Below are 23,894 nucleotides of genomic sequence, written 5' to 3'. Positions count from 1 at the left end.
TTCTTGAACTTTAAATACTTAAAAGCAATATTTTATTTATTTTTTGAATTTTCTAATTTTATAGTAGACAAATTTATTAGTTAACTCTTAAATTTTTATCTTCTCTACAAAACTTTCTTCTTATTAAAAAATATGCAGAGATTACAACAAGCTCTATCGCTAAAAATATACCATAAGTAGCTATAGAATCTATGCTGTCTATACCATTTCTAAAGAAAACTAATGCTATTCCTGCTGCTATAATTCCTATAGCATTTTTACCTATAGCATTCTGACCAAAACCATAAAAAGAAGGGAAGTTTCCTTTTATCTCAACAAATGTCAAAATTAATCCAATTACTATAAACAATACTCCTACAACTTCCATAATCATACTAGCCATTTTACACCCTCCTTATTAGAGAATTAACCACTACTATAAAAATAGCTTGCTTTTATAATTACATTATATATTCAATTGGACATTTTTGGAAGTATTAGTTAAAAATAATTTTATATTCTATTTAAATATATCTTTTATATTAAAATCATCTCAATTTTTATATAAATATTAATCTAACCTTTATAGTTTTATAAATTAAAAAGGTTTAGCATAACCATCTCCTATTATAACTTGACCAATATTTTTAAGATGGATGGTAACAATAGCTCAATAACTCCAGTAATAATCAATGAAAATATTATTGATACCAAAAACGAAGTAGAAATCAAACTTTCTGCTTTTTTATGCTCTTTTGCCCCCAATTGCTTGCGAAAGTAAAATAGATATACCATTTGTAGCCCCAATAGCTATAGATGTCAGAGTTAAAATAATTGGCGTGGAAGTTGTAAGTACTGCCATAGCAGTCTCTCCTAATAAATTACCAATCCATATACTGTCTACTAGATTGTATGCCATGTTTAAAAACATAGCTACTATTAATGCAAAGACATCTTATTAGACATTTCTTTGTGTCCTCTGTGATAAAATCCATTTTTGTACTCATGTGTCCTCCTATTTATGAATGAATTTCATTCACTGATTAATTTTAAAAAATACCTGAGATTTAAACAGGTTTGAGTTAAAAATTTACAAAATTATAAAGTATCATATGTTTTATTTTTTATGCTTTTTTATGTTTTATGTTTTATTTTATGTAATTTTCTTTATATGTTTTTCTCTATGTGTTTTTCTTTTATACTTTCTTATTTTATGCTGGTCACAATATATGAAGTATGATTCACGCTCTTCCACACAATGTTTCTAAAATCTACAGCTAACAATTTACATATTTCTTTTTCTGAGTACATTTTTACATCTCCATCTTTATTGTACTTCATAAAAATATTTATTATATGTCTAAATAAAAATGGTTGCCAACAGTCACAAATTATTAGGGTTCCTTCTGGCTTTAATACCCTACATACCTCTGACAATACCTTATTAGGTTTAGGATAATGATGAAAAGAATCATTACAATATACAACATCAAAAAATTCATTTTCAAATGGCAAATACTCTGAATCTCCTAAAACTAAGGTAGCATTCCCTTTTAGTTTATTTTTTGCTATATTTAGCATATTCTCAGAAATATCAATTCCATAAGCCTTCTTCCTACAATCTTCATTTAAAATAGCTTGCAATACTGCTCCTGTTCCACACCCTAAATCTAAAATAGTATCATATGAAATATCTGAAAGTGTTTTAAGTAAAACTGGATAAAGATTTCTTGCATGTTGTCCCTTTATATCTTGGTCATAGGTATCTGCTTGATTATTAAATGTTTTTCTTGATTTTTCTTTTATATTTGTCATATCTAAACCCCTCCTTTCTTGTATTGTTCACAGTATATCATGGGTAGTTCTTTATGTCAATGAATGATATTCATTCACTACTAATGTTAATATAACTATATTAAGTTCTCTATAGTTATATTAACATTCAATTTATACTATGTGTATTATGATTAAGTTATATTATGCATACGATTCTTAAATTATACTATGTGTATTATGTTTAAGTTCCATCATTCACATTTTTCTTAAATTATGCTATATATATTATTTTTATTTGGTCAATTTGACCTTTTAATATTTTTTCTTTCTTCTAACTTTTATAAAATAATACTAAAATAAAGTATCATAATAATTACTCATACTTATCATACATTTTGCTGTTTTATCGTGACCTTTTATCCTGTCTCTGTAAATTTCACAATTAATACCTTGCCCTAACTAGCTCCTACCTTTAAAAATTTACTTTTAGAACCTATCAATTTTATTCTTTAATTTTCTCTTTACTTTAAAGATAAATCGGTCACAATACTGTTCGTTTTTTACCAACAGCTCATATGCATCCATAATCCCAATGGATTGTACGAAACCAAAAATACCAACTGCCAATCCCAAAAATACAAGTAAATGATATTCTGCCCATTCAATGTACCCTCTAACTGTTACTGCGATAATAAGAATACCAACCACAAACAAAAATGTACTTGGGATAGCAACTAACTTATATTTTTTCTTGATTGAAATATATTCCTTTGATAATTCTTTCAAAAACTCATAATCAAATAACAGTGGCTCTTTTCTCAAGATTTTATAATCTTCTTGTTCTGCAAATATTCCAAGTATAACAGCACCAATACCTAAAGCAACACAAACTGCAATTCCCAAAATACGCCAACTTGTATGAGTTGGAAACATTACATAAGGAATACCTGCTAATGCCCAAAACAAAAAACCTAACCCCAAATATTTGCATTCTCTTTTCTCATTGATAAGATAACCCCTTGCCACTTCCTTGCTTACATAATATCCCTTTTCATTTGCTCCTTTTATTGATTTCTCCTCTTTTAATAAAAAATCAGTTGATACTTCAAAAATATTAGATAGTAGTAAAAGTTTTTCTGTTTCTGGAAATCCCTGATTGTTTTCCCACTTACTAACTGCCTGTCTTGTTGTTCCAACTTGTTCTGCAAGTGCTTCCTGTGATAATCCTTTTTCTTTTCTTAACTTAAATAATTTTTCACCAAAATTCATATATTATTACCTCCTGTGATTTGATATCCAAATATTATCAAACTATACTGTTAAATTCTATATTTTAAGAAATGCACATTGTCAACTTTAAGTTGCACTCATGTAATTTGTTGCTAAAACATGATTTTGTAATAATTTTGCCTCTCTTTTTGTATTATAGCATCAATGGAAATCTAAATCCTTTCCTTTATATTTTGAAAGTAATATTTATCAAAATATGATTTTATTAAGTGTATAACCATTTGATTAACAATAGGTTTTTTGCAAACTATTCTCTAATATACTGTTTTATAGTAATAGAAAAGCACATCTTTTCAGACATGCTTTCTGCAACACTTTATCTACTTTATCACGATTCTTTATTTTATATATAACACTTTATCTTCTCATTAGCATCTAGAATTTATATTCTAAATACAGCATATCCACACATTGAGATTCCCCTTCAAAAATTGGCTCTGGATAATTATCTATAAAAAAGTTTTTAATCTTATGTGAATAAACAAATCCAAATTTCTCATAAAACGGGATTCCACTTTCAGCTGTACCCACAACCATTGATGAATACTGTTCACTATAAACATCTAAAATATGATTTATCATCTTTGATGCATAACCCCTATTTTGAAAATGCTCATATGTAGCAATATTTTTTAATTCACAGGTTTCTTTAGAAATTTCAATTACAACTGCTATACAAGTAAGTTCATCATTATCATATAGAGCATACATAATGCCTTTATCAAGATACTTATCAATCATTACCTCATATGGGTCAGCTCGCAACAAAAGGTCAATATGACCTTTTTTATTTTCATCTATAGTTTTTATTTCTATCATATATATCCCCCCTTCCTTTTAACATATATTTCCTTTATGTATTTAATACACTTCACTATCCTTTACATATTTGATACACTTAACTAAATGATAATACAATTGAAACATTGAATAATTATTACTATCTAATTTCATTGTATTTATTGTTTTTTAGTTTTTACTTTTTACTTTTTGCTATTTAATTTATAATAGAATAAATTTTTAGAAGAATGAATAGTAATTGCAACTTATAGCTTAAAAAAACTTTAATTGCATATCTGATTTCTTATACGCTTCTATAATATCTTTCATCTCTGTCAAAATACCATAACGAGCACATTCTTTTTTTAGCACTTGTTCACATCTCTTTCCATTCAAGCTAGGACATACATAATTTAAGCCATACGTTTTTTGATACTGAAATACTAGTTTTGGTGATATATTCTTTAAATGCTTATAAAAAAATTCTCTCTGACCATTACGCATTGTCATTCCATACATACAATAGATAAACTTTGCATTAGCCTTATGTGCTTTTTCAACAATTGCTCTTATTTCATTCTCATTGTCAGTCAAAAATGGTATCAAAGGTGTCAATAATATACCACAAAATATTCCAGCATCATTGAGCTGTTTTACTGCTTCAAATCGTTCAGAACTTAGACTCACATTAGGCTCGATTTTCTTTGCTAACTCATCATTTGCAGTGGTTATAGTAACTTTGACAATAGCAGAATTGTTTCTTGTTATTTCCTTCAAAATTGGTATATCTCTAACTACCAAACTACTTTTTGTATCAATAGATACTCCAAAATGATTTTCTGAAATTAAATTCAAGGCTTGTTGAGTAATGCAAAGGTCTTTTTCAAAAGGATTGTATGTGTCAGACATAGCTCCAATACCAACAACTCCTTTTTTTCTCTTTGAACGTAGCTCCTTTTTTAGAGTTTCTATCACATTTTCCTTATATCTCACTTGGTCAAAATTTTCTATGTTGTATACTGTGCTACGACTGTCACAATAAATACAACCATGAGGACAACCACGATAGAGATTCATATTATAATCAATCCCAAACCATCTTGAGTTGTCAAATTTAACTTTCTGTAAAATTTGTTTTGCTGGTATGCTTTTAATCATTATCTTATCCCTAATTCCATCATATAATTTTTTGTTATCCATTGGGATATCTTGTAATCAATACAAATCCTACTCTTTTCAAGAAAATACTATTACACTTTGTCCATCTTGTTATAAGTGGCTGTACATAAGGAGTATTTTCAAATAAGTTTTGGCAGGATAAGTCGTAAATATCCAATGAATAAAATTCAGATGACCATTTTCTAATTTGTTTCTTAATTGCTTGTAGTAGGTCATCAATCGTTTTAGTCAAAATCCTAGCTTCATAATATCCATTTTACCACAATGAGATTGCTAATTCAGATTGCTAATTCAGATTGCTAATTCATGATGACCTTTATATTACTTTGCAATCTCTCTTAGATGAGTGAGATTAATCTCTTTCACTGTCAACATCTAGAATAACCTTTAGAGAATTCACCCATGTTTCTAATGTTTGAGCTAATACCAATTGCTGGTCTAAAATAGCCTTACCTGTTTCTGGTACATTCGATTTTGTATTTATATTTTCCTCTATATACGACTTCAATACTTGTATATTTTCTTCAATACTATTAAGACACAACTTTTGCTTTTCTGGTGTAAGACTGTATAAATTTACTATTACAGCATTGAAATCCAGAAAAATATTTACTGGCTTTGAAGCTGTATCAAACATTAAGTCTAAAAAATGTTTTTCACCCAATTCTGTTAAAGAGTAAATTGCTTTTTCTGGCATTCTCCCCTCTCTTACAATTGTGCTTTGGATATAACCTTTTTCTTCTAGTTGAATTACCTTCTTATAAATTGATGGTGTACTGATTTTAACCCAACGTGATATATTTCTATATTCCACCACTTTTTGAATATCATAAGCACTCTGAGGCTGTTGCTTTACTATACCCAGTACAATTAAATCTATTGTTGCCATAAAAATTCTCCTCTCGTTTTCTCTCTATTGACAAATACTATAATTTATAGTAGCATTTTCTTTATTACTATAATTTATAGTAATATATTTTAGAGCTAATGTCAATAGAAAGGGAGTGTTTAGCATGAAAGAAATCAACAAAAAAATTGAATTATTAGGGTCTGCCCCAATACCAAAAGCCTTGTTATCTATGGGATTACCTACTATGATAGGTATGATGATAACTGCATTGTACAATTTGGTAGATGCATACTTTGTAGGTGGTCTTGGAACAAGTCAAATGGGTGCTATATCTGTTGCATTTCCACTAGGTCAGATTATTGTGGGATTAGGATTATTATTTGGAAATGGAGCTGCTTCCTACATTGCCAGACTCCTAGGTCATGGAGATAAGGAAAAAGCAGGCAAAGTTGCTAGTACAGCTATTTACAGCAGTATAATAGTTGGTATATTATTTATTATTGTCATTATGATTCTTCTCAATCCTGTTTTAAAATTATTAGGAGCTACAAAAAGTATTATGCCTTATGCAATGTCTTATGCTAGTATCTATGTCGTATCATCTATTTTTAATGTATTTAATGTCACTATGACTAATATTGTCACAAGTGAAGGAGCTGCTAAAACAACCATGTGCGCTATGCTATTAGGTGCATTGCTTAATATAGTTTTAGACCCAATATTCATTTATACCTTTGGCATGGGTGTAAAAGGTGCTTCCATTGCAACTGCTCTTTCTCAGATGATTTCAACACTTGTTTATATCAGGTACATTTTTAGCAAGAAAAGTATGTTTAGTTTTAGAATTAAAGAATGTTGTTTTTCAAATGAAATCATGTCAGAAATTTTAAAGATTGGTGTACCTACTTTAATATTCCAGTTATTGACTAGTCTCGCTATTACATTAACTAATATGGAAGCTACAAAATATGGTGACTCTGTGATAGCTGGAATGGGTGCAGTAACACGAATAATGTCTTTGGGAAGTCTTATCGTATTTGGGTTTATAAAAGGCTTCCAACCAATTGCTGGTTATAATTTTGGCTCAAAGAACTATGATAGATTACACCAAGCAATAAAAACATCTATAGCATGGACTACTCTATTTTGTGTAGTACTTGGTCTTGTAATGGTGTTTTTTCCCACAGCTATAATTTCACAATTTACAAGTGGTGATGTGTTATTAATTGAAAATGGTAGTAAGGCTCTTAGAGCAAATGGATTTTCATTTATGTTATTTGGTTTTTATACAGTATATTCTACATTGTTCCTTGCACTAGGAAAAGCAAAGGAAGGTGGGTTACTGGGTATGTGTAGACAAGGTATATGTTTTATTCCTATAATCTTGATTATTCCTATATTTTGGGGATTAAATGGTATTTTATATGCACAACCAATAGCTGATTTTGCTGCTGCAATAATCGCAGGTTTTATGGCAATAAAACTACATAAAGAGCTTCATACTTTAAAAATAAATTCTATTTCTTCTAAATAAATATACTTCAAGATATGTTCTAGTTATACAAATCTAATATATATATTAGTTATACAAATCTACCATCAGAAAAGATATAAAATTATTTCATGCATTTTGTAGGCTCAAAGAATTGTATGATAAATTCATTATCAAACAGCTCTTTCAGCTTACAAGATATGTATATTATAATTCATTAATTTACATGCTTAATATGACTTAATCTACTTACAAATAGGCAATAATATATATTAACATATATTTTCTACACAAATCATACTATTAATATACAATTGAATAATCCTTTTTCACAAACTACTTGTTATTTTATCTATTCACTTGTATTATTGGATTATAATTATTTTAGGAAAGGAATCACTATATGCTTTCACAAAACGATATTGATATACTTACACAAAGTTTATCTTTTTGGGATAAACTCACTGACTCACAAAAAAGCTTATTAATCTCTTCAGCCAATATATCCCACTTTAAAAAAGGAAACTCAATTCATTGTGGTGATAGTGATTGTATTGGTATTTTGATTATAAAGTCTGGAACAATACGTACATACATACTTTCAGATGAAGGGCGTGAGGTGACACTTTTCCGTCTTGATAATGGTGATGTATGTATCTTATCAGCATCATGCATTCTAAACACAATAACTTTTGATGTATATGTGGATGCTGAGACAGATTGCGATATTATACAAATTAGTTCTTCTGTTTTCTCAAAATTGTCTACAGAAAATATTCACGCAGAATTGTTCTCATATAAGCTAGCCACTGAACGTTTTTCTGATGTTATGTGGGCAATGCAACAAATCCTTTTTATGAGTTTTGATAAGCGTTTGGCATCTTTTTTAGTTGATGAAATAACTAAAAACAATAATACTACTATAAATATGACTCATGAGCAAATTGCTAAGTATATGGGAAGTGCTAGAGAAGTTGTGTCTAGAATGTTGAAATATTTTGCTAGAGAAGGTCTTGTGTCTGTATCTCGTGGTGGTGTAAAAGTATTGGATAAAGATAGACTTCGTTCTTTAACATTATAAGGAGATGTTTCAAAATAAGAATTTGAATCATCTCCTTCTTATCTCCTTTTCATCTCTTTCTTCAACTTCTTCTTTAAAATTTCCACTTTTATTCATAATGTAAGCACCCTTTTTTATTCTATCAATTCTTCATTAATTTAATCTTATTTTCCATATAATTGCCTTCCACTTTTATAAATACTGATAAATTTAATTTGAACTTTTATTTGCTAATAAAATACCTTTGTTTTGCTTCTATTAGTAATATGAAATAAGTTTAAATTTTTTTAAAGTTTATTCTTATGATTAGTATAACTTACCTACGACTTTACCTGAAACTTCTCTATCCATTTCATCAAGAATATATATCTTTTATTGTTATGTTAACAATTCAAACACTATATTTCAATCGGAAATATTGCATTTCAAATTGAAATATAATATTTCTATTTGAAATATAATATAAATAAATATAATATTATTTTATCAAACTAAAAAAAAAGATTTTAATAAAATTGTATTAAAGTAATTTGATTAACAGTTAAATTACAATAAATCACATAAAAAAACAAATAAAATATTATTAATCTAAAAAGTTGGCATATTTCGTGCTTTTATAATTTAGTATAAATCTAAAATTAAATAAGGAGAAGAAAATGAATAAAAAACAGTTGATGAAATTCTTACTTGTTGCAGCTATACCAATAATTATATGGAATTTACCTGCACCACAAGGATTAAAAAAAGAAACTTGGGATATTGTTGCTTTATATCTAGGTTTACTAGCAGGTCTTATTATTAAACCATTTAAAGAACCAATCATTACTTTAATCATTGTAGGTGTAGCACTTATGTTTATGGATGAGTCAATACTACTTCATGGATATTCAGATAAGATGACTTGGTTTTTAGTTGTTGTAACTATTGTCTGTACAGCTTTTGTAAAGACAGGATTAGGAAAACGTATGGCATACAACCTTTTGCTAAGAGCAGGAGATTCTACCTTAGGACTTGGATACCTAATGATGATAAGTGATTTAATACTTAGCCCTGCTACAGGTTCAAATTCATCTAGAACAACTATTATCTACCCTATATTTAGAAATATAGCAGAAGGTGCAGGTTCTAAACCTGATGATGAGCCTAAAAAATTAGGTGCATATTTAACAGTATTAACATATGTAGTATCTCAAGGAACAGCAGCATTATTTTTGACAGGTATGGCAACCAATGCGATAACAGTTTCTTTGGCAGCAAGTATGTTAGGTGTTAACTTAACTTGGGGAACTTGGTTTATGGCATCAATCGTACCAGCAGGTTTATTCTTACTAGTAGCACCACTTATAGTATATAAGATATACAAACCAGGTTTAACTCATTTAACAGATATTAAACCACAGATAAGAAAAGATTTGGAATCATTAGGTACTATTACAAAACATGAAAAGATACTAGTTGTATTCTTTATTCTTGCTATTCTTGGATGGATGTTTGGTGAAAAAATACCTTTTATAAACTTAAATATGCAAGTAGTAGGATTTGTATTCTTAGCATTAGTCCTTATAGCAGGTATTTTAGATTGGGATGATGTTATTGGTGCTAAAGGAGCATGGAATATATTTATATGGTATGGTGCATTTTATGGTATTGCTGGCTCATTAGCTGATGCAGGTTTTTACACTTGGTTAGCTGATAAATTAGGTACAGTATTAAATCTATCAGATGTAAATGGATTATTAGTTACAATAGTACTATTGTTAGTGAGTTTGGCAGTTAGATACTTCTTTGTATCAAACAGTGCATTTGTAGCATCTTTTTATCCTGTACTATTTGCAATAGTTTTATCTACTAAAGCAAATCCGATGGTAGTTACATTATTACTAGCATTCTTTGCAAGTTATGGAGCTTTATTGACTCATTATGGAAATGGAGCTGGTCTTATAGCCTTTGCATCAGGATATGTATCTCAAAAAGATTTCTGGAAAGTAGGCACTATCATGGTAATGGTTGCATTAGCAATATTCTTAGTAATAGGCTTACCTTACTGGAAAATAATTGGATTATGGTAAGTACACATTAAATTTATATATTGGAGATGAATAATTATGCTAGATTTACTTATTGTAAATGGACACGTAATAGACCCTAAAAATAATGTAAATGGCAATAAAACAATTGCTATATACAATGGAAAAGTAACTGAATATAAACATGGTGATAAGGCAAAACACACAATAGATGCAAGAGGTAAATTTGTTTTTCCAGGGCTGATTGATGCACATGCTCATATGTTTGCAGATGGAACTGAAATTGGTATATATCCAGATAGCACATATCTTCCAACAGGCGTTACTAGTGCAATTGATTGTTCAGCAGGAGTAGCAAACTACCAACTCTTTAAATCTTCAATTGTGGCTAGAAGTAAAGTAAATATAAAAAGTTTCTTACAAGTTTGTTCAGCGGGATTAGTAACTACTAGCTATCATGAATGTATTGACCCAAAGTATTTCAATCATGAAAAAATAGAACGAATATACAATGAAAATAAAGATAATATATTAGGTCTAAAAATAAGATTAAGTGAAAATTTAGTAGAAGGTCTAGGAATAGAGCCATTAAAGGAGACTATTAAAATAGCTGAAAAAATAGGATGCCCTGTTGAGGTGCATTGTACAAATTTACCAGTTCCTACAGAGGATGTGTTAAATATCTTAAGACCAGGAGATATATTTGAACATGTATATCAAGGTGTTCAAAACACTATCCTCGACTCAAATGGCAATTTATACGAATGTGTAAAGAAAGCAAGAGAAAGAGGAATCATATTTGATACAGGAGAAGGTAGAAAACATGGTGATTTTGAAGTCATGCAAAAAGCAAAAGAACAAGGATTTATAGCTGATATTTGTAGTACAGATTTGGTATTGGAAAGCATGTTTAGAAGACCTATATTCTCTCTACCAAATCTTATGTCTAGATACATATGTATGGGAATAAGTCTATATGATGTTGTAAAAATGACAACACAAAATCCAGCTAAACTTATGAAAATGGAAAATCAGATAGGATGTCTATCAGAAGGTGCAAATGCAGATGTAGCAATATTTGACATCATGGATGTTAAACAAACTTATACAGATTGGAAAGGTAGTAAATTCGAGGCAGATAAATTATTAAAAACAGAAATGACAATTAAAAATGGATTTATAGTATATTGTGCCCCAGATTACATATATGAAAATTAATTAGGAGGAAAAAAATGGGTTGGAAAATATTATTACCACAAGAAATAATGCAAGAGGGAAGAGATTACTTAGAAAGTAGAGGACATGAACTGATAACTGGTTCAGGCATGGAGACTAAAGATATAATAAATGATATAAAAGGTATTGATGCAATTATAGTTAGGTTATCTAAAATAACAAGAGAGGTATTTGAAGCTGCTGATAACTTAAAAGTAATAGTACGTCATGGAGCAGGATTTGATACTGTAGATTTAGATGCAGCAAAAGAATTTGGTGTTCAAGTATTGTATTGTCCAGTAGCAAATAGTACTTCTGTTGCAGAAGTAACACTAATGTATATGTTATACTGCTCTAGAAATTATACAAAAGTAAGAAAAAGTTTTATAGATGACTATTATAAAGCTAAGCTGAGAACTCCTAAATGTGAGCTTGATGGAAAAACTGTAGGAATTATTGGATGTGGAAACATAGGTTCAAGAGTTGCTAAGATGTGTATGGATGGATTCAATATGAAAGTGGTTGCATATGACCCATATAAACCATCTAAAGACTTCCCACAAGGTGTAGAAGTAACTAGAGATATAAGCAAAATATATAAAGAAAGTGATTTTGTTTCTGTTCACTGTCCAACAACTTCTGTCACTAAACATTTTATAGGAAAAGAACAGTTTAGTATGATGAAAGAAACAGCATTTTTTATAAATGCAGCAAGAGGAAGTGTTGTAGATGAACAAGCTTTATATGAAGCATGTAGAGATAATATTATAGCAGGTGCTGGCTTAGATGTATTACAACAAGAGCCAGTAGATTCTAAAAACCCTATATTGTATTTAGATAATGTTGTGGTATCTCCTCATATAGGAGCAGCAACTAAAGAAGCTACTAATAGAGCCTCTTTACACTCTGCAATTGGAGTTAATGAGGTATTTGAAGGTAAAAAACCTACTTGGCCAGTAAAATCAATAGATTGGGACAATGCAACGATATACAATGATTAGTAAACAATAAACACTTATTAGGAGGAACTTAAAATGACAATAGGAAATAGAGTATATTTAAAAAGAGATTTACCAGATAAAGAACTTGTAAAAAGATTTAGTGTATTACCAGCAGCTAATGTAGGAGATTGTATGTATAGGTCAAGTGCATTAAGTTCAGAAATAAAGTTAATGTCTTCACCAAAAAACAAAATGTGTGGAGTTGCGTTAACAGTAAAATCAAGACCAGGAGATAATTTAATGCTTCATCAAGCTCTTAATATAGCTCAAGAAGGCGATGTAATAATACTATCTAATAATGGAGATAGAACACAAGCCATCATGGGAGAAATCATGTACAAATATCTTGCAGATTTCAAAAAAGTATCAGGAATTGTAATAGATGGTCCAATAAGAGATATTGATGTTATATCAAAGTCTAGTTGTCCAATATATGCTACAGGAACTACTCCAGGTGGCCCATATAAAGAAGGTCCTGGTGAAGTGAATGTACCTATATCTATAGGAGGAATTGCTGTTAATCCAGGAGATATAATATTAGGAGACAAAGATGGTGTAATCGTAATCCCTAAAAATGATGCAGTAGACCTTATTGATAAAGCAGAAGCAAATGCTAAACAAGACCATGCTAAAGTGGTAAAGGCTTCTGAAGGAACTGCAAATAGAGAATGGGTAAATGAGACATTAGAAAAAAAAGGTGTACAAATTATAGATGATGTTTACAGAGTTTAGTAATAAATGACTTTTACTCTATGTATATAAAATATTTATATATAAAAATTTTAAAATAGCAGGTGCTGTTACATAACGATTCTAAATTGTTATGTAACAGCCTCTTTTATTTTATTCAATAAATATTTAATCTGAAAGTTGATACTTTTTAAGTTTACGCCAAAGAGTAGTAGTACTGATACCCAACTGACTTGCAGTAACAGATTTTACTCCATTATTTTTCTCTAACGTCTCAAGAATTAATTTTTTTTCATAATCTACGATTTTATTCTCTTCCAAAATAGGAGAATAATCTATTGTAGTAGTTAAACTTATATCCTTTCGAAAATGTGGCTCAGAAGTTAAAATTTCAGAAACTAAGTACTCATCTATAAAATTATCATCACACATAACTACTAGTCTTTCTACTATATTTTTTAATTGTCTTATATTACCAGGAAAGTCATATCTACTTAAAATTTTAAGTGCAGAATCAGATATTGACACTGGTTTGTTATAATGAGATATAATAGCATATGTAAGTTGTTCGATATCTTCTTTTCGCTCTCTAAGAGGAGGTAAATCTAACTTCAACACACAAAGTCTGTAAAATAAATCTTCTCTAAAATTATTATTATCAATCTGCTCCACTAAATCTTTATTAGTAGCTGTTATAACTCTTACATTAATAGGTACAACTTTAGTATCCCCTATTCTAGTGACTTCCCTCTCCTGTAATACTCGAAGTAGTTTGACTTGAACATCTTTAGAAATTTCTCCAATTTCATCTAAAAATATAGTCCCATTATGTGCCAATTCAAAGACACCTGCTTTACCTTCATTTCTAGCACCTGTAAAAGCTCCCTTTACATATCCGAATAATTCACTTTCAAGTATATTTTCAGGTATAGCTGCACAGTTTATAGCCACAAAAGGTCCATTAAATCTATTGCTATAGTTATGAATACTTTGAGCAAATATTTCTTTTCCAGTACCAGATTCACCAGTAATTATGATTGTAGAATTAGATTTAGCAAATTTCTTAGCCATGTTTACCGAGTGCATTAATGCATCACTTGAACCCAATATATCGTTAAAATTGTTCTTTGCACAATGAGATTTTGAAATTAAACTCTCTCTTATTTCTTTTTCTGTTGATTGAATATTTTCGATATCTTGTATGGTTGCAACACATCCAAAATGCAAACTATCAATTATAATCGGGAAACAATCAAATGTAAGGGAAGAACCTTTAAAATTAATTATATTGTTACATATAGAGTGCCCATTTTTTAGTGAATCTGAAATATCACCAGAAGTTAAATAATCTTTTATAAATTTATCAACTTGGTTAAATAGTAACCTTTTTGCTTGATTATTTATAAAAAGTGGTGAGTGATTTTTATCAATGGCAATTATACCACTATGTGTACATTCTAGAATTTCTTCTGTAATAGAGTTATTTATTCTCTTTTCAATTCCTATGTTATATAGATGAATTGCTTCATTGATAGACGCATGAATAGAAGACTTTTCAACTTCAGTCTCTATACAGAGTTTATTGTATTTAGAGGTGATTTCTTTTGTTGTTTTACCACCTATGAAAATCTCAGTGCCATTATCAATTAATTCTTTTATTGTATCTTCAAATTCAGAAAGAGAATTTAACTTAGGTATTTCTAAATCAAAATTGGAGATTTCTTTAAATCGTTTAGCAGTTTTATATGATGATTCTAAACCTATAAATCCTATTTTTGAAGAATACTTAAGTGCTTTTTTATATGAATAAAATATGTCTTCGTATTTGTATCCAACATCCACTATAGGAATTGAGACATGTTTACGCAATAAATCAACATTTTGTCCACGAGTAATTATTACTTTAGTGCCTAAGTTAATTATGTTATCTGCTAGTTCTATAGTTTCTTTACCTGTAGCAATGTATGATGGAATTTTTATATGTAATTCTTCAAGTACTTCATATACAGTATCTGAAAATAACTTAGAGGGAGCAATGACTACTATCTCATTTTTCATATCATAAAACCTCCTTTTGTTAGTCTATTTTTTATATTATTTTTTCACACAAAATAATGTCTTCAGAGTGACACTCAATTTTCTACTCACAGGATTTTAAAAATATTCACCTCAGAATTACTTTACTATTTACTTTTGCAGTAATTTTCTCAATTGAAATTGTTTTTCTTTCAAAATCTACATTCTCCCATGACGGACGTAATATTTTGGATGTTCTCATACCCAGACTAATATTTAAGTTTATGTGAAGTTCTAATTCAGTATCTTTGCATACTTCTAATAGTTTTATTATTTACTCTTCATCATAATTTTTATTTTAAATTTGTTTTGATTTAACTAAATCTACTCCTTTAGTTGAATTCTTATCATTTTTAAATCAAAAGCACTTTTAAATACAAGTTTCATTATATGGATGTAAATTTTTAATGACTTGGAACTTAGTATATCTGATAAATTATTCACATAACGATATATATGTATTGTATCAATATCTTATACTCTCATTTTACCATGATAAAAGGTGATGTCTCAAAATAAAAATTTGAATCTTCTTCTTTTTTTATATAAAAACAGAAAAGGAGTTCCTAAGAACCCCTAATCTATATGATAATTGCTCTGTTAAAAAACAAAACTCACATTATAATTATATCGACTATGAATATTATAATTAATCGACAGTACCATTAGACATTGAAACAATTCTCCTCTAAGATGATTCAATAAGATTACTTAGCCTAATTATATATATCCATAAATATAAAATACTATTAGTCACAAACAATAATATACAAACAATAAGTAAAAATAAATATATTATATATACATATTATAAACCTCAAAAAATTCTTCAGTCGTAACTGTATCTAACCATTTTTTAGAAGGATATAAAAACTTATACTGATTATCTTTAATAAGACTATCATCTATAGTATCATAGATGCAAGATAGTAATGATGCAGACTTCACAAAAGAATTACAAAACTCCTTAGATACAAGAGATTTTAATACCTCTAACATAGTCTTTTCGTCTAATGATTTACTTGCAGTAATATAAGATGGCAATGCTATAGCCCCATCATCAGGATATGACATAAATAAATCTTCATTATTAGCACGCTTTGCATATATACTAGGAGTTATAGCTAATCTATACGAACCATTTTTTACATCATTAAATGATTGTATTGGCATATCTAGTATAGTTGAATTGGACAAAAATCTCTCTACATACTCTTTTCCATACCTACTCCAAATGGCTTTAACAACAGATTTCGCACCAGAGTTATTTATACCACCAATGACAGTTTTTGTATCAGTGTCAATTACGTTTTTTATAGAATCTATCAAACCCTTGTAATTCTGGTTATAAGAAAATACTAATGGTATAACTAAAAATGGAAGTAATCTTTCATCAAAATATATAGATGATGATTTAATCTCACTCTTAATATTGAAATAATTCGATAATGGATATAAGTTACTTGAAAACTTTGAATAGATATTCTTGTCTTCATACACTTCTAAATCTGTAGAAACTATAATATCTGGAATTAAAGCGTCTGTTTTTTTTAAATATTCATTAAGTTTGTAAGGATAACCTATACCAAAATAAGTTACCTCTAAATTAATATCCTTCTCTTTTAAAGACATAATTAAATTATCTAAATAGTTTTTCTCATATTTATGAAGTATACAAATATTGCTCCAATACAACCTAACATTTTTCATGAAGAGTCTCTCCTTTTCTTAATTTATATTGACATTCTAGTTGAAATTCATATATATCTTTAAGTTTGCCTAAGATTTCTTTTTCTTCGTTAGTCTTATTGATTACTTTGAAGATTGAACCATTTTTCATTATTATACGCTTCTCTGCTATAAGTGCTGTATGAGGGTCATGAGTAACTATAAAAATCAGTTTATCACTTTTCAATAAGATGTCTAAAGCAACATTTTTATTTATTCCAGCATTCTCTATTTCATCTATCAAAACAATAGGATTATTTGAAATGAGAGCAACATCTGCAATCATTAAGGCACGTGTCTGTCCCCCACTCAATGATGTAAGGTCTTGAGATAGGGAAATAGGTTCTGCTGTTATGGAATTTGCTACATCTAGTACTTCTTTTATTGAGACAGAAGTATTGTTTTTACATTCTTTATGTATAACTAAAAATTCCTCGACTGTAGAATCAAGAACAAACCTCATATTTTGGCTAAGATGAGAAATGAGATTTGTAGAAAATTTATTTCTTTCCTCAATAGCAACTTCCATATTATCAATGACTACTTTTCGATTAGTCAAAGAATCTTTATTGACAAACTGCTCTATATCTTTGATTAACCTGCTTTTACCAGAACCAGTATTACCTACAATGGAATAAATATGACCTCTATAAAAAGTTAGAGATTCAAAGTTCTCTGTATTACCAAGTTTGTTTTTTCCAGGATATATGGTTATACTTTTCATTAAAATTCACCTCTAAAATTCATTTTAGAAACTATGCCTTGTTGGAATTCATCACCAATTCTACATTCTCCAATACAATAAGAACACACCCCACTTGGCATTGTATGTCTCAATAAATGTTCGTCATTGTTTAGAATATTAGCATTGTTTATATAGTTTGAAATTAGCTCTACACCAAAACCAACTAATCCATCTATAAAGAATATATTAGAATTAGGATTTATTTTTTTTATATTGAATGATATTATCTCTCTTTCTGCTTGTGATACCATGTCTATTTTACTTAGAACTATGGCATCACTTTCACTTAACATAGGACCTAGTTTTTGAGGAGTCTTAAAGCTAGATGTACAATCACATACACATATGTGTAGTGTTTTATTTGTTGCAGGTGAACACCTATTGCAAAGCCCAGCAGTTTCTATTAGTAAAATATCGCTACTTTTATTTTTAGCCCAAAGTATAAGTTCGTTTATGTTTGATATAAGAAAATGGTCTGGACATATGTCTTTACTAAGTCCAACAATATAAGGTATATTCAATTTTTTATATATTAAATCATCATCAGTAGCTAGACAATCTATCTTACATATTGAAGGGTTAAGCCCATTAGACTTAAGATATGGAATTAAATGTTTTATTAAAGCGGTCTTCCCTACAGAGGATGACCCAGAAATTAATATAGTTTTCATGGCTTATGTAAAGTCTCCTTTCATATTTTGTTAAGAGATATGATAGCATTAAAAACTACTAAAAATTGTATCAGATGAGACAATTAATAAATAAACTTGATTGAAAATAATTATCAATATTATTGAATTTTGGTAAATACTGTGATATTATTGCAATCAAAGTGAATATTTATCAGAAAAGGTGATGACTTTGAATGAGAAAGAAGTACTAATAAATAGTAAGTTATTTTCTGAAAGATACATTGTAGAAGATAAGATAAAAGCAAAGAGTTATAAAAAAGGTCAATTTATAAGTGATTTTTTTGATAAAGAATATTATGTAGGTGTAGTTAAAGCAGGACAAGTATCCATCTATTGTATATCGAGTGATGGAACTGAAGTTAACATGTCTATTCTAAAGGAAGGAGATGTTTTTGGAATTTCTAATATATTTGATGAAGAATCCTTAGATACTGTACTAAAATGCAAAAGTGATGTTTATGTAGTTTTTTATCCAAAAAAATGCTTTATAGATATGATGAAGTTGGACATTTCTGTAGCTTTAGAGTATTCAAGATATTGTAATAGAAAAATACAATTTTTACTGAGAAAGATAGAGTTTTTAAATATACAGTCTAGTAAAAAGAAAGTTATTGAATATTTACTAGAAAAAACTAGTAAAAATGACACTATCCTATTAGAATGTTCTAAGGAGGAGTTAAGTAAAAGGATTAGTGTAAGTCGAGCATCTTTATATAGGGAATTACAATCATTACAAAATGAAAATTGTTTAGAGTTTGGTAAAAAGTGTATAAAAATATTGAATAAAGAAAAGTTAACACAAATTCTATATGAAATATAAACTTAAATAACAGATTCTATATAAAATTAAATACTAGGAGGAAGGTTTTATGAAAAAGAAATTATCAATATTATTACTGGCATCATTAATAATAATTTCATTGGTAGGTTGTGCATCAAACCCACCAGAAAAACAAACAAAAGAAGAAACTAAAGTAGTTGCAAAGGTGACAGCACTAAAAGGTCCTACAGGAATGGGAATGGTTAAGATGATTGGCGATGAAAAGGATAAAAAAGAAAAAGATTATGAATTTTCAATAGCAAATTCTGTTGACGAAATTACACCTAAGCTTGTGAATAAAGAACTAGATATTGCTGCTATTCCCGCAAATCTATCATCTGTTTTATATAATAATAGCAATGGTGAAATAGAAACACTAGCCATTAATACTTTAGGAGTTTTATACATAATTGAGAATGGAAATTCTATAAACAATGTAAATGATTTAAAAGGCAAAACTATTTATTCTAGTGGTAAAGGCTCTACTCCTGAATATGCTTTGAATTACATATTGAAAGAAAATGGAATTGACCCAACTAAAGATGTCAACATAGAATACAAATCAGAACATACAGAATGTTTGGCGGCATTATTAAACGATAAAAATGGAATAGCACTACTTCCCCAACCTTTTGTAACAACAGCATTGACTAAGAGTGATAACTTAAGAGTAGCTTTGGATTTGACAAAAGAATGGGATACTTTAAATAAAGATAAAAATACTGAAAGTGCTTTAGTAACAGGAGTTGTTGTTGCACGAAAAGAGTTTGTTGATAAATATCCAGAAAAGGTTAAAAGTTTCTTAGAAGAATATAAGAAATCAGTTGATTTTACAAACAATAATATAGAAGAAGCTTCAAAACTTATTGAGGAAAATGAAATAGTTCCAGCACAGATAGCAAAAAAAGCAATTCCAAAGTGTAATATAACATTTATAGAAGGTAATACAATGAAAGATAAATTAAGTGGATACTTACAAGTACTTTATGATGCTAATCCAAAGTCAATAGGAGGAAAGATGCCAGGTGAAGATTTCTACTATACACAAGAAAATTAGTAAAACTCATATACTAGCAATAATCTTTTGGCTTATCGTTTGGCAAATAAGTAGTATGATAATTGGTCAGGAGATACTTTTAGTATCTCCTTTTTCATCTTTGAAAAGGTTATTCGAATTATCTATGAAGTTTGAGTTTTGGCAATCTATACTCTTTTCTTTTCTGAAAATAACAACAGGATTTATATTAGCCTTTATCATTGGAATAATATCTGCCATAATAGCATCTAATAAAAAAAATTTTAGGATACTTATTGAACCCTTAATACTTACAATACAATCTATACCAGTAGCTTCGTTCATAATATTATCTCTAATATGGATATCTTCAAAGAACCTGTCTATTTTTATATCCTTCTTGATGGTATTGCCAGTGGTATATAGAAATATCCTAGATGGAATAAATAGTATATCTAGAGAGTTAAATGATATGGCAAAAGTATTTAAAGTCAGTAAGATAAAAAAAATAAGGTACATATATTTGTCTGAGGTAGCACCATATCTAAGAGCAGCATGTAGTGTTTCTTTAGGTCTATGTTGGAAATCTGGAATAGCAGCAGAGATAATAGGAATGCCTGCTAATTCTATAGGTGAAAACTTATACAAAGCTAAAGTATACTTAAATACACCAGATTTATTTGCATGGACTATAGTTATCATTATAATAAGTATTTGCTTTCAAAAGGGATTTTTATCATTAATAGACTATTTATTAAAAAGATTGGAGATAAACTAAATGGATATAGTAATTGAGAATCTAAGTAAAAAATATAATGATAAGGTTGTTTTAGATAATTTTAATAATGTATTTAAAGATAATGCTATCTCATTTATAACAGGAACCTCTGGTATTGGTAAGACAACATTGATAAGAATATTAATGGGTTTGGAGAAAGCAGATAGCGGAAAAATTGTAGGTATTAGTAATAAAAAGATTAGTGCAGTATTCCAAGATGATAGTTTGTGTGAAAATCTAAGTGTGTCATTGAATATAAAGTTGGTATGTGAAAATCTAGGTAATTCAGAAATTGAAAGTGCCTTAGAGGTATTAGACTTAAATGATTGTATGAATAAAAGAGTAAGGGAATTAAGTGGTGGTATGAAAAGAAGGGTTGCAATATTAAGAGCTTTATTATATGATTTTGACTTGCTTATAATGGATGAGCCATTTAAAGGGCTGGATACAGAAACTAAGTATAAGGTTATGGATTTTGTAATAAGAAAGATGGAAAACAAGAGTGCTATAATAATTACTCATGATATGGATGATATAAAATACTTTAAAAATCATGAAAAGTTAATAATTGATTTTAAAATGCCTTCAATATATTGATTTTAAAATCAACTAAAGTTTTTATATGAATGTTATTTCAAACTTACTAATTCTGTATACCAAAAAGGCTGTAGGCAAATTTATTTTTACATAAAAAAGTACCTGCGATTAAAACAAGTACTTTACATATTTTTTCTAATTTGTGATATAATAAAAGCAAGAAGAACTACAATCTATTTGCAGTAGAGTGGAGTTCGTAAATTAGTGTTTCTTGTTGAACTTAATCTTTAGTTCAAAACTAAAGTCACTCCTGCCAGAGTGGCTTTTTACTTTTTTAAACAATTTATCAGTTAAGTAAACTATTAAACTGGCAACTAAACTTGCTAGTACACCTTGTAAAAAATTATCCACACATACTCACCTCCCTTCTATACGTTGGGAGGATAACCTTTTGTATGAACTCCACTCTATAAATTGTAGATTACATCTTCTTGCTAAAACTATTATAACATATAATTCCTACATATTTTACCTATTATATAGTTATTTTCCTATCTCCTTCACCCTCTTTTTCTTTCCCTTTCTGCCTCTTTCATTGCTTTATATTCTATCTTATTATTTAATTATTATTGCTATCTAAATTCCTTGTATCCACTCTTTTTAATTCTTCTACTTAATTAATACCCTTACACATAAAAAAGAAGCATAGACAAGTTTATTTTATACAAACTCTATCTATACTCCTTACATATTCACATAAATTCTCTCTATATAGACTTACTCTTTGCCTTACATATCATCTGAGTCATAGTACCCATAGGACAATAAACACACCATGAACGAGGCTTAAATAGTATCATCGTAATCAATCCAAGAACAGTCGATGTAAGCATAACACTATAAAAACCAAACGCAAACTGTACCACCCAAGGTGAAACTAAAGTCCCATGATATGCCCATTGCCAAGGCATCTTTATAGTCCAAAGCAAAGTCACTACCTCTTTAAAATTTCTACTACCCTCAAACACTAGATAAGTTGAAAAAAGCATATTAGCGAACATCACCATAAAAAACGTCAAAAAACCATATCTAAACCACTTGCTTCTAATAAATTTAGGAATATCTTTATTTCTTGACAACTTTAATTTATTTCCAAGCAAATTAAACAGCTGTCCTCTTCCACAATACTTATTGCAGTACGCTTTATTTCCTTTAATAATAGAAATAAGTAATGGAACAAAGAAACAAATTAACCCAATCCAAGCGAAAATAATATTTACAAATCCCAATATCAAATATATAGAAGAAAAAATCCATAAATAGTCATACCAGTGTTTTTTATTATTCATGACACTTACCTTCTTCCTCTTTTAATATTGTTATAATCTCAATCACAGATGCTGGACATACCTTCTTACAAATACCACATCCAACACATAAGTCTTTATCAATTTTTGCACTAATACCATATGGTACTGAGATAGCTCTCCTTGGACAAACTTTTATACAGCTACCACAGGCTACACACTCATTTTCTAAAATATTTGCATACTTCTTTTTTTTATTAGACATAATAACCTCCCTGTATTATTAATCTATAAGAATTATAACAATATATTTACTTTTTATCTGTGACTTAATCACATAAGATATCGAGATTAGAAATTATACTCTAATTGTAGAAGGATTTTAAGTAAATAAGCGACATTGAGTTGTTCAAATAATCATAACTTTATACACAGTCTTACTCTATTATTCACAGTTTAAACTTAATTATAGTCGTAACTTTATACACATCACACTTACCTTATCCACAATATATCTATTTTTTTCTAACAATGTACCTGACATTAATAACACTCATATCAAACATTCTAGCTAATTCCATATAATTTTTTCCATTAAACAATTTAATCATAAGCTCATTTCTAGCCTCTTTTAAAGCACCCTCCACTGTCTTAATATAAAAATATGTTCCCCCACTTTGTTGACACAATTTCAGATACTCCAATAAATTATACTTATGTAACTCCTTTGGAATACTCACTTCTATATTGTGTTCTTCAAGCAATTCTATGATTTCCTCTAATTCTAACATCTTTTCACCTCATATTTTATATTATTTTTCGACTTTCAATAAGCTTGTTATGGCTATCTCATTACT

General features: G+C 28.8%; 27 protein-coding genes. 10 read left to right on the top strand and 17 right to left on the bottom strand.

Annotated features, from left to right (window positions below):
* Positions 1-76 precede the first annotated feature (76 nt).
* The 9 genes from IC175_RS08295 to IC175_RS08260 all read right to left on the bottom strand — a co-directional run bounded on the left by IC175_RS08295 (position 77) and on the right by IC175_RS08260 (position 5,893).
* A complete protein-coding gene (locus IC175_RS08295; RefSeq protein ID WP_227433518.1) occupies positions 77-382 on the bottom strand; it encodes a hypothetical protein in 306 nt (101 codons plus the stop codon).
* Positions 383-724: 342 nt separating this feature from the next.
* Positions 725-898, bottom strand: a complete 174-nt coding sequence (locus tag IC175_RS19640) for an MATE family efflux transporter (protein ID WP_413927238.1) — start codon at positions 896-898, stop codon at positions 725-727.
* Positions 861-986 carry a hypothetical protein gene (locus IC175_RS19635; protein ID WP_413927241.1) on the bottom strand — a complete coding sequence of 42 codons (126 nt, stop codon included), beginning with the start codon at positions 984-986 and terminating at the stop codon, positions 861-863. Before IC175_RS19635 ends, IC175_RS19640 begins: the two co-directional genes overlap by 38 nt.
* 199 nt (positions 987-1,185) lie before the next feature.
* A complete protein-coding gene (locus IC175_RS08285) occupies positions 1,186-1,794 on the bottom strand; it encodes a class I SAM-dependent methyltransferase (protein ID WP_227824669.1) in 609 nt (202 codons plus the stop codon).
* Positions 1,795-2,241: 447 nt separating this feature from the next.
* Positions 2,242-3,024 carry a helix-turn-helix domain-containing protein gene (locus IC175_RS08280; RefSeq protein ID WP_227845514.1) on the bottom strand — a complete coding sequence of 261 codons (783 nt, stop codon included), beginning with the start codon at positions 3,022-3,024 and terminating at the stop codon, positions 2,242-2,244.
* Positions 3,025-3,420: 396 nt separating this feature from the next.
* Positions 3,421-3,864, bottom strand: a complete 444-nt coding sequence (locus IC175_RS08275) for a GNAT family N-acetyltransferase (protein ID WP_227433521.1) — start codon at positions 3,862-3,864, stop codon at positions 3,421-3,423.
* Between the two features lie 234 nt (positions 3,865-4,098).
* Positions 4,099-5,025, bottom strand: coding sequence for an SPL family radical SAM protein (locus IC175_RS08270; protein ID WP_413926927.1), 927 nt, complete (start codon positions 5,023-5,025; stop codon positions 4,099-4,101).
* Positions 5,018-5,236, bottom strand: coding sequence for a DNA alkylation repair protein (locus tag IC175_RS08265; protein ID WP_227824666.1), 219 nt, complete (start codon positions 5,234-5,236; stop codon positions 5,018-5,020). Before IC175_RS08265 ends, IC175_RS08270 begins: the two co-directional genes overlap by 8 nt.
* A gap of 120 nt (positions 5,237-5,356) precedes the next feature.
* Entirely contained in the window at positions 5,357-5,893 is a 537-nt protein-coding gene (locus IC175_RS08260; RefSeq protein WP_227824665.1) for a PadR family transcriptional regulator, read from the bottom strand.
* A gap of 124 nt (positions 5,894-6,017) precedes the next feature.
* Between IC175_RS08260 and IC175_RS08255 the strand changes: the two genes are divergently transcribed.
* The 6 genes from IC175_RS08255 (at position 6,018) to IC175_RS08230 (ending at position 13,381) form a co-directional block, all read left to right on the top strand.
* On the top strand, positions 6,018-7,388 hold the full coding sequence (locus IC175_RS08255) for an MATE family efflux transporter (protein WP_227824664.1): 1,371 nt from the start codon (positions 6,018-6,020) through the stop codon (positions 7,386-7,388).
* Positions 7,389-7,749: 361 nt separating this feature from the next.
* Positions 7,750-8,427: a Crp/Fnr family transcriptional regulator gene (locus tag IC175_RS08250; RefSeq protein ID WP_227824663.1), complete on the top strand. Its 678-nt coding sequence runs from the start codon at positions 7,750-7,752 to the stop codon at positions 8,425-8,427.
* A 635-nt stretch (positions 8,428-9,062) separates the two neighbouring features.
* Entirely contained in the window at positions 9,063-10,475 is a 1,413-nt protein-coding gene (locus IC175_RS08245; protein WP_227433526.1) for a DASS family sodium-coupled anion symporter, read from the top strand.
* A gap of 36 nt (positions 10,476-10,511) precedes the next feature.
* Positions 10,512-11,651, top strand: coding sequence for an amidohydrolase family protein (locus IC175_RS08240; RefSeq protein ID WP_227433527.1), 1,140 nt, complete (start codon positions 10,512-10,514; stop codon positions 11,649-11,651).
* 14 nt (positions 11,652-11,665) lie between these two features.
* Entirely contained in the window at positions 11,666-12,649 is a 984-nt protein-coding gene (locus IC175_RS08235) for a hydroxyacid dehydrogenase (protein ID WP_227851412.1), read from the top strand.
* 33 nt (positions 12,650-12,682) lie between these two features.
* Positions 12,683-13,381 carry an RraA family protein gene (locus tag IC175_RS08230; RefSeq protein WP_227433529.1) on the top strand — a complete coding sequence of 233 codons (699 nt, stop codon included), beginning with the start codon at positions 12,683-12,685 and terminating at the stop codon, positions 13,379-13,381.
* Positions 13,382-13,507: 126 nt separating this feature from the next.
* Here the strand turns inward: IC175_RS08230 and IC175_RS08225 are convergent, their stop codons facing one another.
* The 4 genes from IC175_RS08225 to IC175_RS08210 form a co-directional block, all read right to left on the bottom strand.
* The gene (locus tag IC175_RS08225; protein WP_227824661.1) at positions 13,508-15,397 is read right to left on the bottom strand and encodes a sigma 54-interacting transcriptional regulator; all 1,890 of its coding nucleotides are present in this window, start codon (positions 15,395-15,397) and stop codon (positions 13,508-13,510) included.
* A gap of 813 nt (positions 15,398-16,210) precedes the next feature.
* Positions 16,211-17,125: a hypothetical protein gene (locus tag IC175_RS08220; protein WP_227851411.1), complete on the bottom strand. Its 915-nt coding sequence runs from the start codon at positions 17,123-17,125 to the stop codon at positions 16,211-16,213.
* Positions 17,112-17,867, bottom strand: coding sequence for an ATP-binding cassette domain-containing protein (locus IC175_RS08215; protein WP_227483056.1), 756 nt, complete (start codon positions 17,865-17,867; stop codon positions 17,112-17,114). Before IC175_RS08215 ends, IC175_RS08220 begins: the two co-directional genes overlap by 14 nt.
* Positions 17,867-18,559: a GTP-binding protein gene (locus IC175_RS08210; RefSeq protein ID WP_227433533.1), complete on the bottom strand. Its 693-nt coding sequence runs from the start codon at positions 18,557-18,559 to the stop codon at positions 17,867-17,869. Before IC175_RS08210 ends, IC175_RS08215 begins: the two co-directional genes overlap by 1 nt.
* Positions 18,560-18,749: 190 nt before the next feature.
* Here IC175_RS08210 and IC175_RS08205 point away from each other — a divergent pair, with 190 nt between their 5' ends.
* The 4 genes from IC175_RS08205 to IC175_RS08190 are packed head-to-tail and all read left to right on the top strand — an operon-like array spanning position 18,750 to position 21,790.
* A complete protein-coding gene (locus IC175_RS08205) occupies positions 18,750-19,400 on the top strand; it encodes a Crp/Fnr family transcriptional regulator (RefSeq protein ID WP_227433534.1) in 651 nt (216 codons plus the stop codon).
* A gap of 49 nt (positions 19,401-19,449) precedes the next feature.
* Positions 19,450-20,457: an ABC transporter substrate-binding protein gene (locus tag IC175_RS08200; RefSeq protein ID WP_227433535.1), complete on the top strand. Its 1,008-nt coding sequence runs from the start codon at positions 19,450-19,452 to the stop codon at positions 20,455-20,457.
* Positions 20,426-21,193 (top strand): ABC transporter permease subunit, encoded by a 768-nt coding sequence (locus IC175_RS08195; protein WP_227433536.1) that lies wholly within the window; start codon positions 20,426-20,428, stop codon positions 21,191-21,193. Before IC175_RS08200 ends, IC175_RS08195 begins: the two co-directional genes overlap by 32 nt.
* Entirely contained in the window at positions 21,194-21,790 is a 597-nt protein-coding gene (locus IC175_RS08190) for an ATP-binding cassette domain-containing protein (protein WP_227851410.1), read from the top strand.
* 201 nt (positions 21,791-21,991) lie between these two features.
* Here IC175_RS08190 and IC175_RS08185 read toward each other — a convergent pair whose 3' ends face one another.
* From IC175_RS08185 to IC175_RS08170, 4 genes are all read right to left on the bottom strand, one after another.
* Positions 21,992-22,141, bottom strand: coding sequence for a type I toxin-antitoxin system toxin (locus tag IC175_RS08185; protein WP_227824658.1), 150 nt, complete (start codon positions 22,139-22,141; stop codon positions 21,992-21,994).
* Positions 22,142-22,497: 356 nt separating this feature from the next.
* Positions 22,498-23,079: a 4Fe-4S binding protein gene (locus tag IC175_RS08180; protein WP_227433539.1), complete on the bottom strand. Its 582-nt coding sequence runs from the start codon at positions 23,077-23,079 to the stop codon at positions 22,498-22,500.
* Entirely contained in the window at positions 23,072-23,302 is a 231-nt protein-coding gene (locus IC175_RS08175; RefSeq protein ID WP_227824657.1) for a 4Fe-4S dicluster-binding protein, read from the bottom strand. The genes IC175_RS08180 and IC175_RS08175 overlap by 8 nt, the downstream gene beginning before the upstream one ends.
* Before the next feature lie 250 nt (positions 23,303-23,552).
* A complete protein-coding gene (locus IC175_RS08170; protein WP_227433541.1) occupies positions 23,553-23,828 on the bottom strand; it encodes a Mor transcription activator family protein in 276 nt (91 codons plus the stop codon).
* Between the last annotated feature and the right edge of the window lie 66 nt (positions 23,829-23,894).

The organism is Clostridioides sp. ES-S-0123-01, assembly GCF_020658415.1.
Classification (GTDB): Bacteria; Bacillota; Clostridia; order Peptostreptococcales; family Peptostreptococcaceae; genus Clostridioides.
This window is presented reverse-complemented; position numbering and strand designations above follow the sequence as displayed.

Coding starts and splice junctions, on each gene's coding strand:
- IC175_RS08270 (WP_413926927.1), bottom strand. CDS start 5,025: ATGGATAACAAAAAATTATATGATGGAATTAGGGATAAGATAATGATT.
- IC175_RS08280 (WP_227845514.1), bottom strand. CDS start 3,024: ATGAATTTTGGTGAAAAATTATTTAAGTTAAGAAAAGAAAAAGGATTA.
- IC175_RS08235 (WP_227851412.1), top strand. CDS start 11,666: ATGGGTTGGAAAATATTATTACCACAAGAAATAATGCAAGAGGGAAGA.
- IC175_RS08245 (WP_227433526.1), top strand. CDS start 9,063: ATGAATAAAAAACAGTTGATGAAATTCTTACTTGTTGCAGCTATACCA.
- IC175_RS08200 (WP_227433535.1), top strand. CDS start 19,450: ATGAAAAAGAAATTATCAATATTATTACTGGCATCATTAATAATAATT.
- IC175_RS08295 (WP_227433518.1), bottom strand. CDS start 382: ATGGCTAGTATGATTATGGAAGTTGTAGGAGTATTGTTTATAGTAATT.
- IC175_RS08220 (WP_227851411.1), bottom strand. CDS start 17,125: ATGAAAAATGTTAGGTTGTATTGGAGCAATATTTGTATACTTCATAAA.
- IC175_RS08255 (WP_227824664.1), top strand. CDS start 6,018: ATGAAAGAAATCAACAAAAAAATTGAATTATTAGGGTCTGCCCCAATA.
- IC175_RS08275 (WP_227433521.1), bottom strand. CDS start 3,864: ATGATAGAAATAAAAACTATAGATGAAAATAAAAAAGGTCATATTGAC.
- IC175_RS08210 (WP_227433533.1), bottom strand. CDS start 18,559: ATGAAAACTATATTAATTTCTGGGTCATCCTCTGTAGGGAAGACCGCT.
- IC175_RS08250 (WP_227824663.1), top strand. CDS start 7,750: ATGCTTTCACAAAACGATATTGATATACTTACACAAAGTTTATCTTTT.
- IC175_RS08175 (WP_227824657.1), bottom strand. CDS start 23,302: ATGTCTAATAAAAAAAAGAAGTATGCAAATATTTTAGAAAATGAGTGT.
- IC175_RS19640 (WP_413927238.1), bottom strand. CDS start 898: ATGGCATACAATCTAGTAGACAGTATATGGATTGGTAATTTATTAGGA.
- IC175_RS08190 (WP_227851410.1), top strand. CDS start 21,194: ATGGATATAGTAATTGAGAATCTAAGTAAAAAATATAATGATAAGGTT.
- IC175_RS08230 (WP_227433529.1), top strand. CDS start 12,683: ATGACAATAGGAAATAGAGTATATTTAAAAAGAGATTTACCAGATAAA.
- IC175_RS08170 (WP_227433541.1), bottom strand. CDS start 23,828: ATGTTAGAATTAGAGGAAATCATAGAATTGCTTGAAGAACACAATATA.
- IC175_RS08240 (WP_227433527.1), top strand. CDS start 10,512: ATGCTAGATTTACTTATTGTAAATGGACACGTAATAGACCCTAAAAAT.
- IC175_RS08285 (WP_227824669.1), bottom strand. CDS start 1,794: ATGACAAATATAAAAGAAAAATCAAGAAAAACATTTAATAATCAAGCA.
- IC175_RS08225 (WP_227824661.1), bottom strand. CDS start 15,397: ATGAAAAATGAGATAGTAGTCATTGCTCCCTCTAAGTTATTTTCAGAT.
- IC175_RS08180 (WP_227433539.1), bottom strand. CDS start 23,079: ATGAATAATAAAAAACACTGGTATGACTATTTATGGATTTTTTCTTCT.
- IC175_RS19635 (WP_413927241.1), bottom strand. CDS start 986: ATGAGTACAAAAATGGATTTTATCACAGAGGACACAAAGAAATGTCTA.
- IC175_RS08215 (WP_227483056.1), bottom strand. CDS start 17,867: ATGAAAAGTATAACCATATATCCTGGAAAAAACAAACTTGGTAATACA.
- IC175_RS08260 (WP_227824665.1), bottom strand. CDS start 5,893: ATGGCAACAATAGATTTAATTGTACTGGGTATAGTAAAGCAACAGCCT.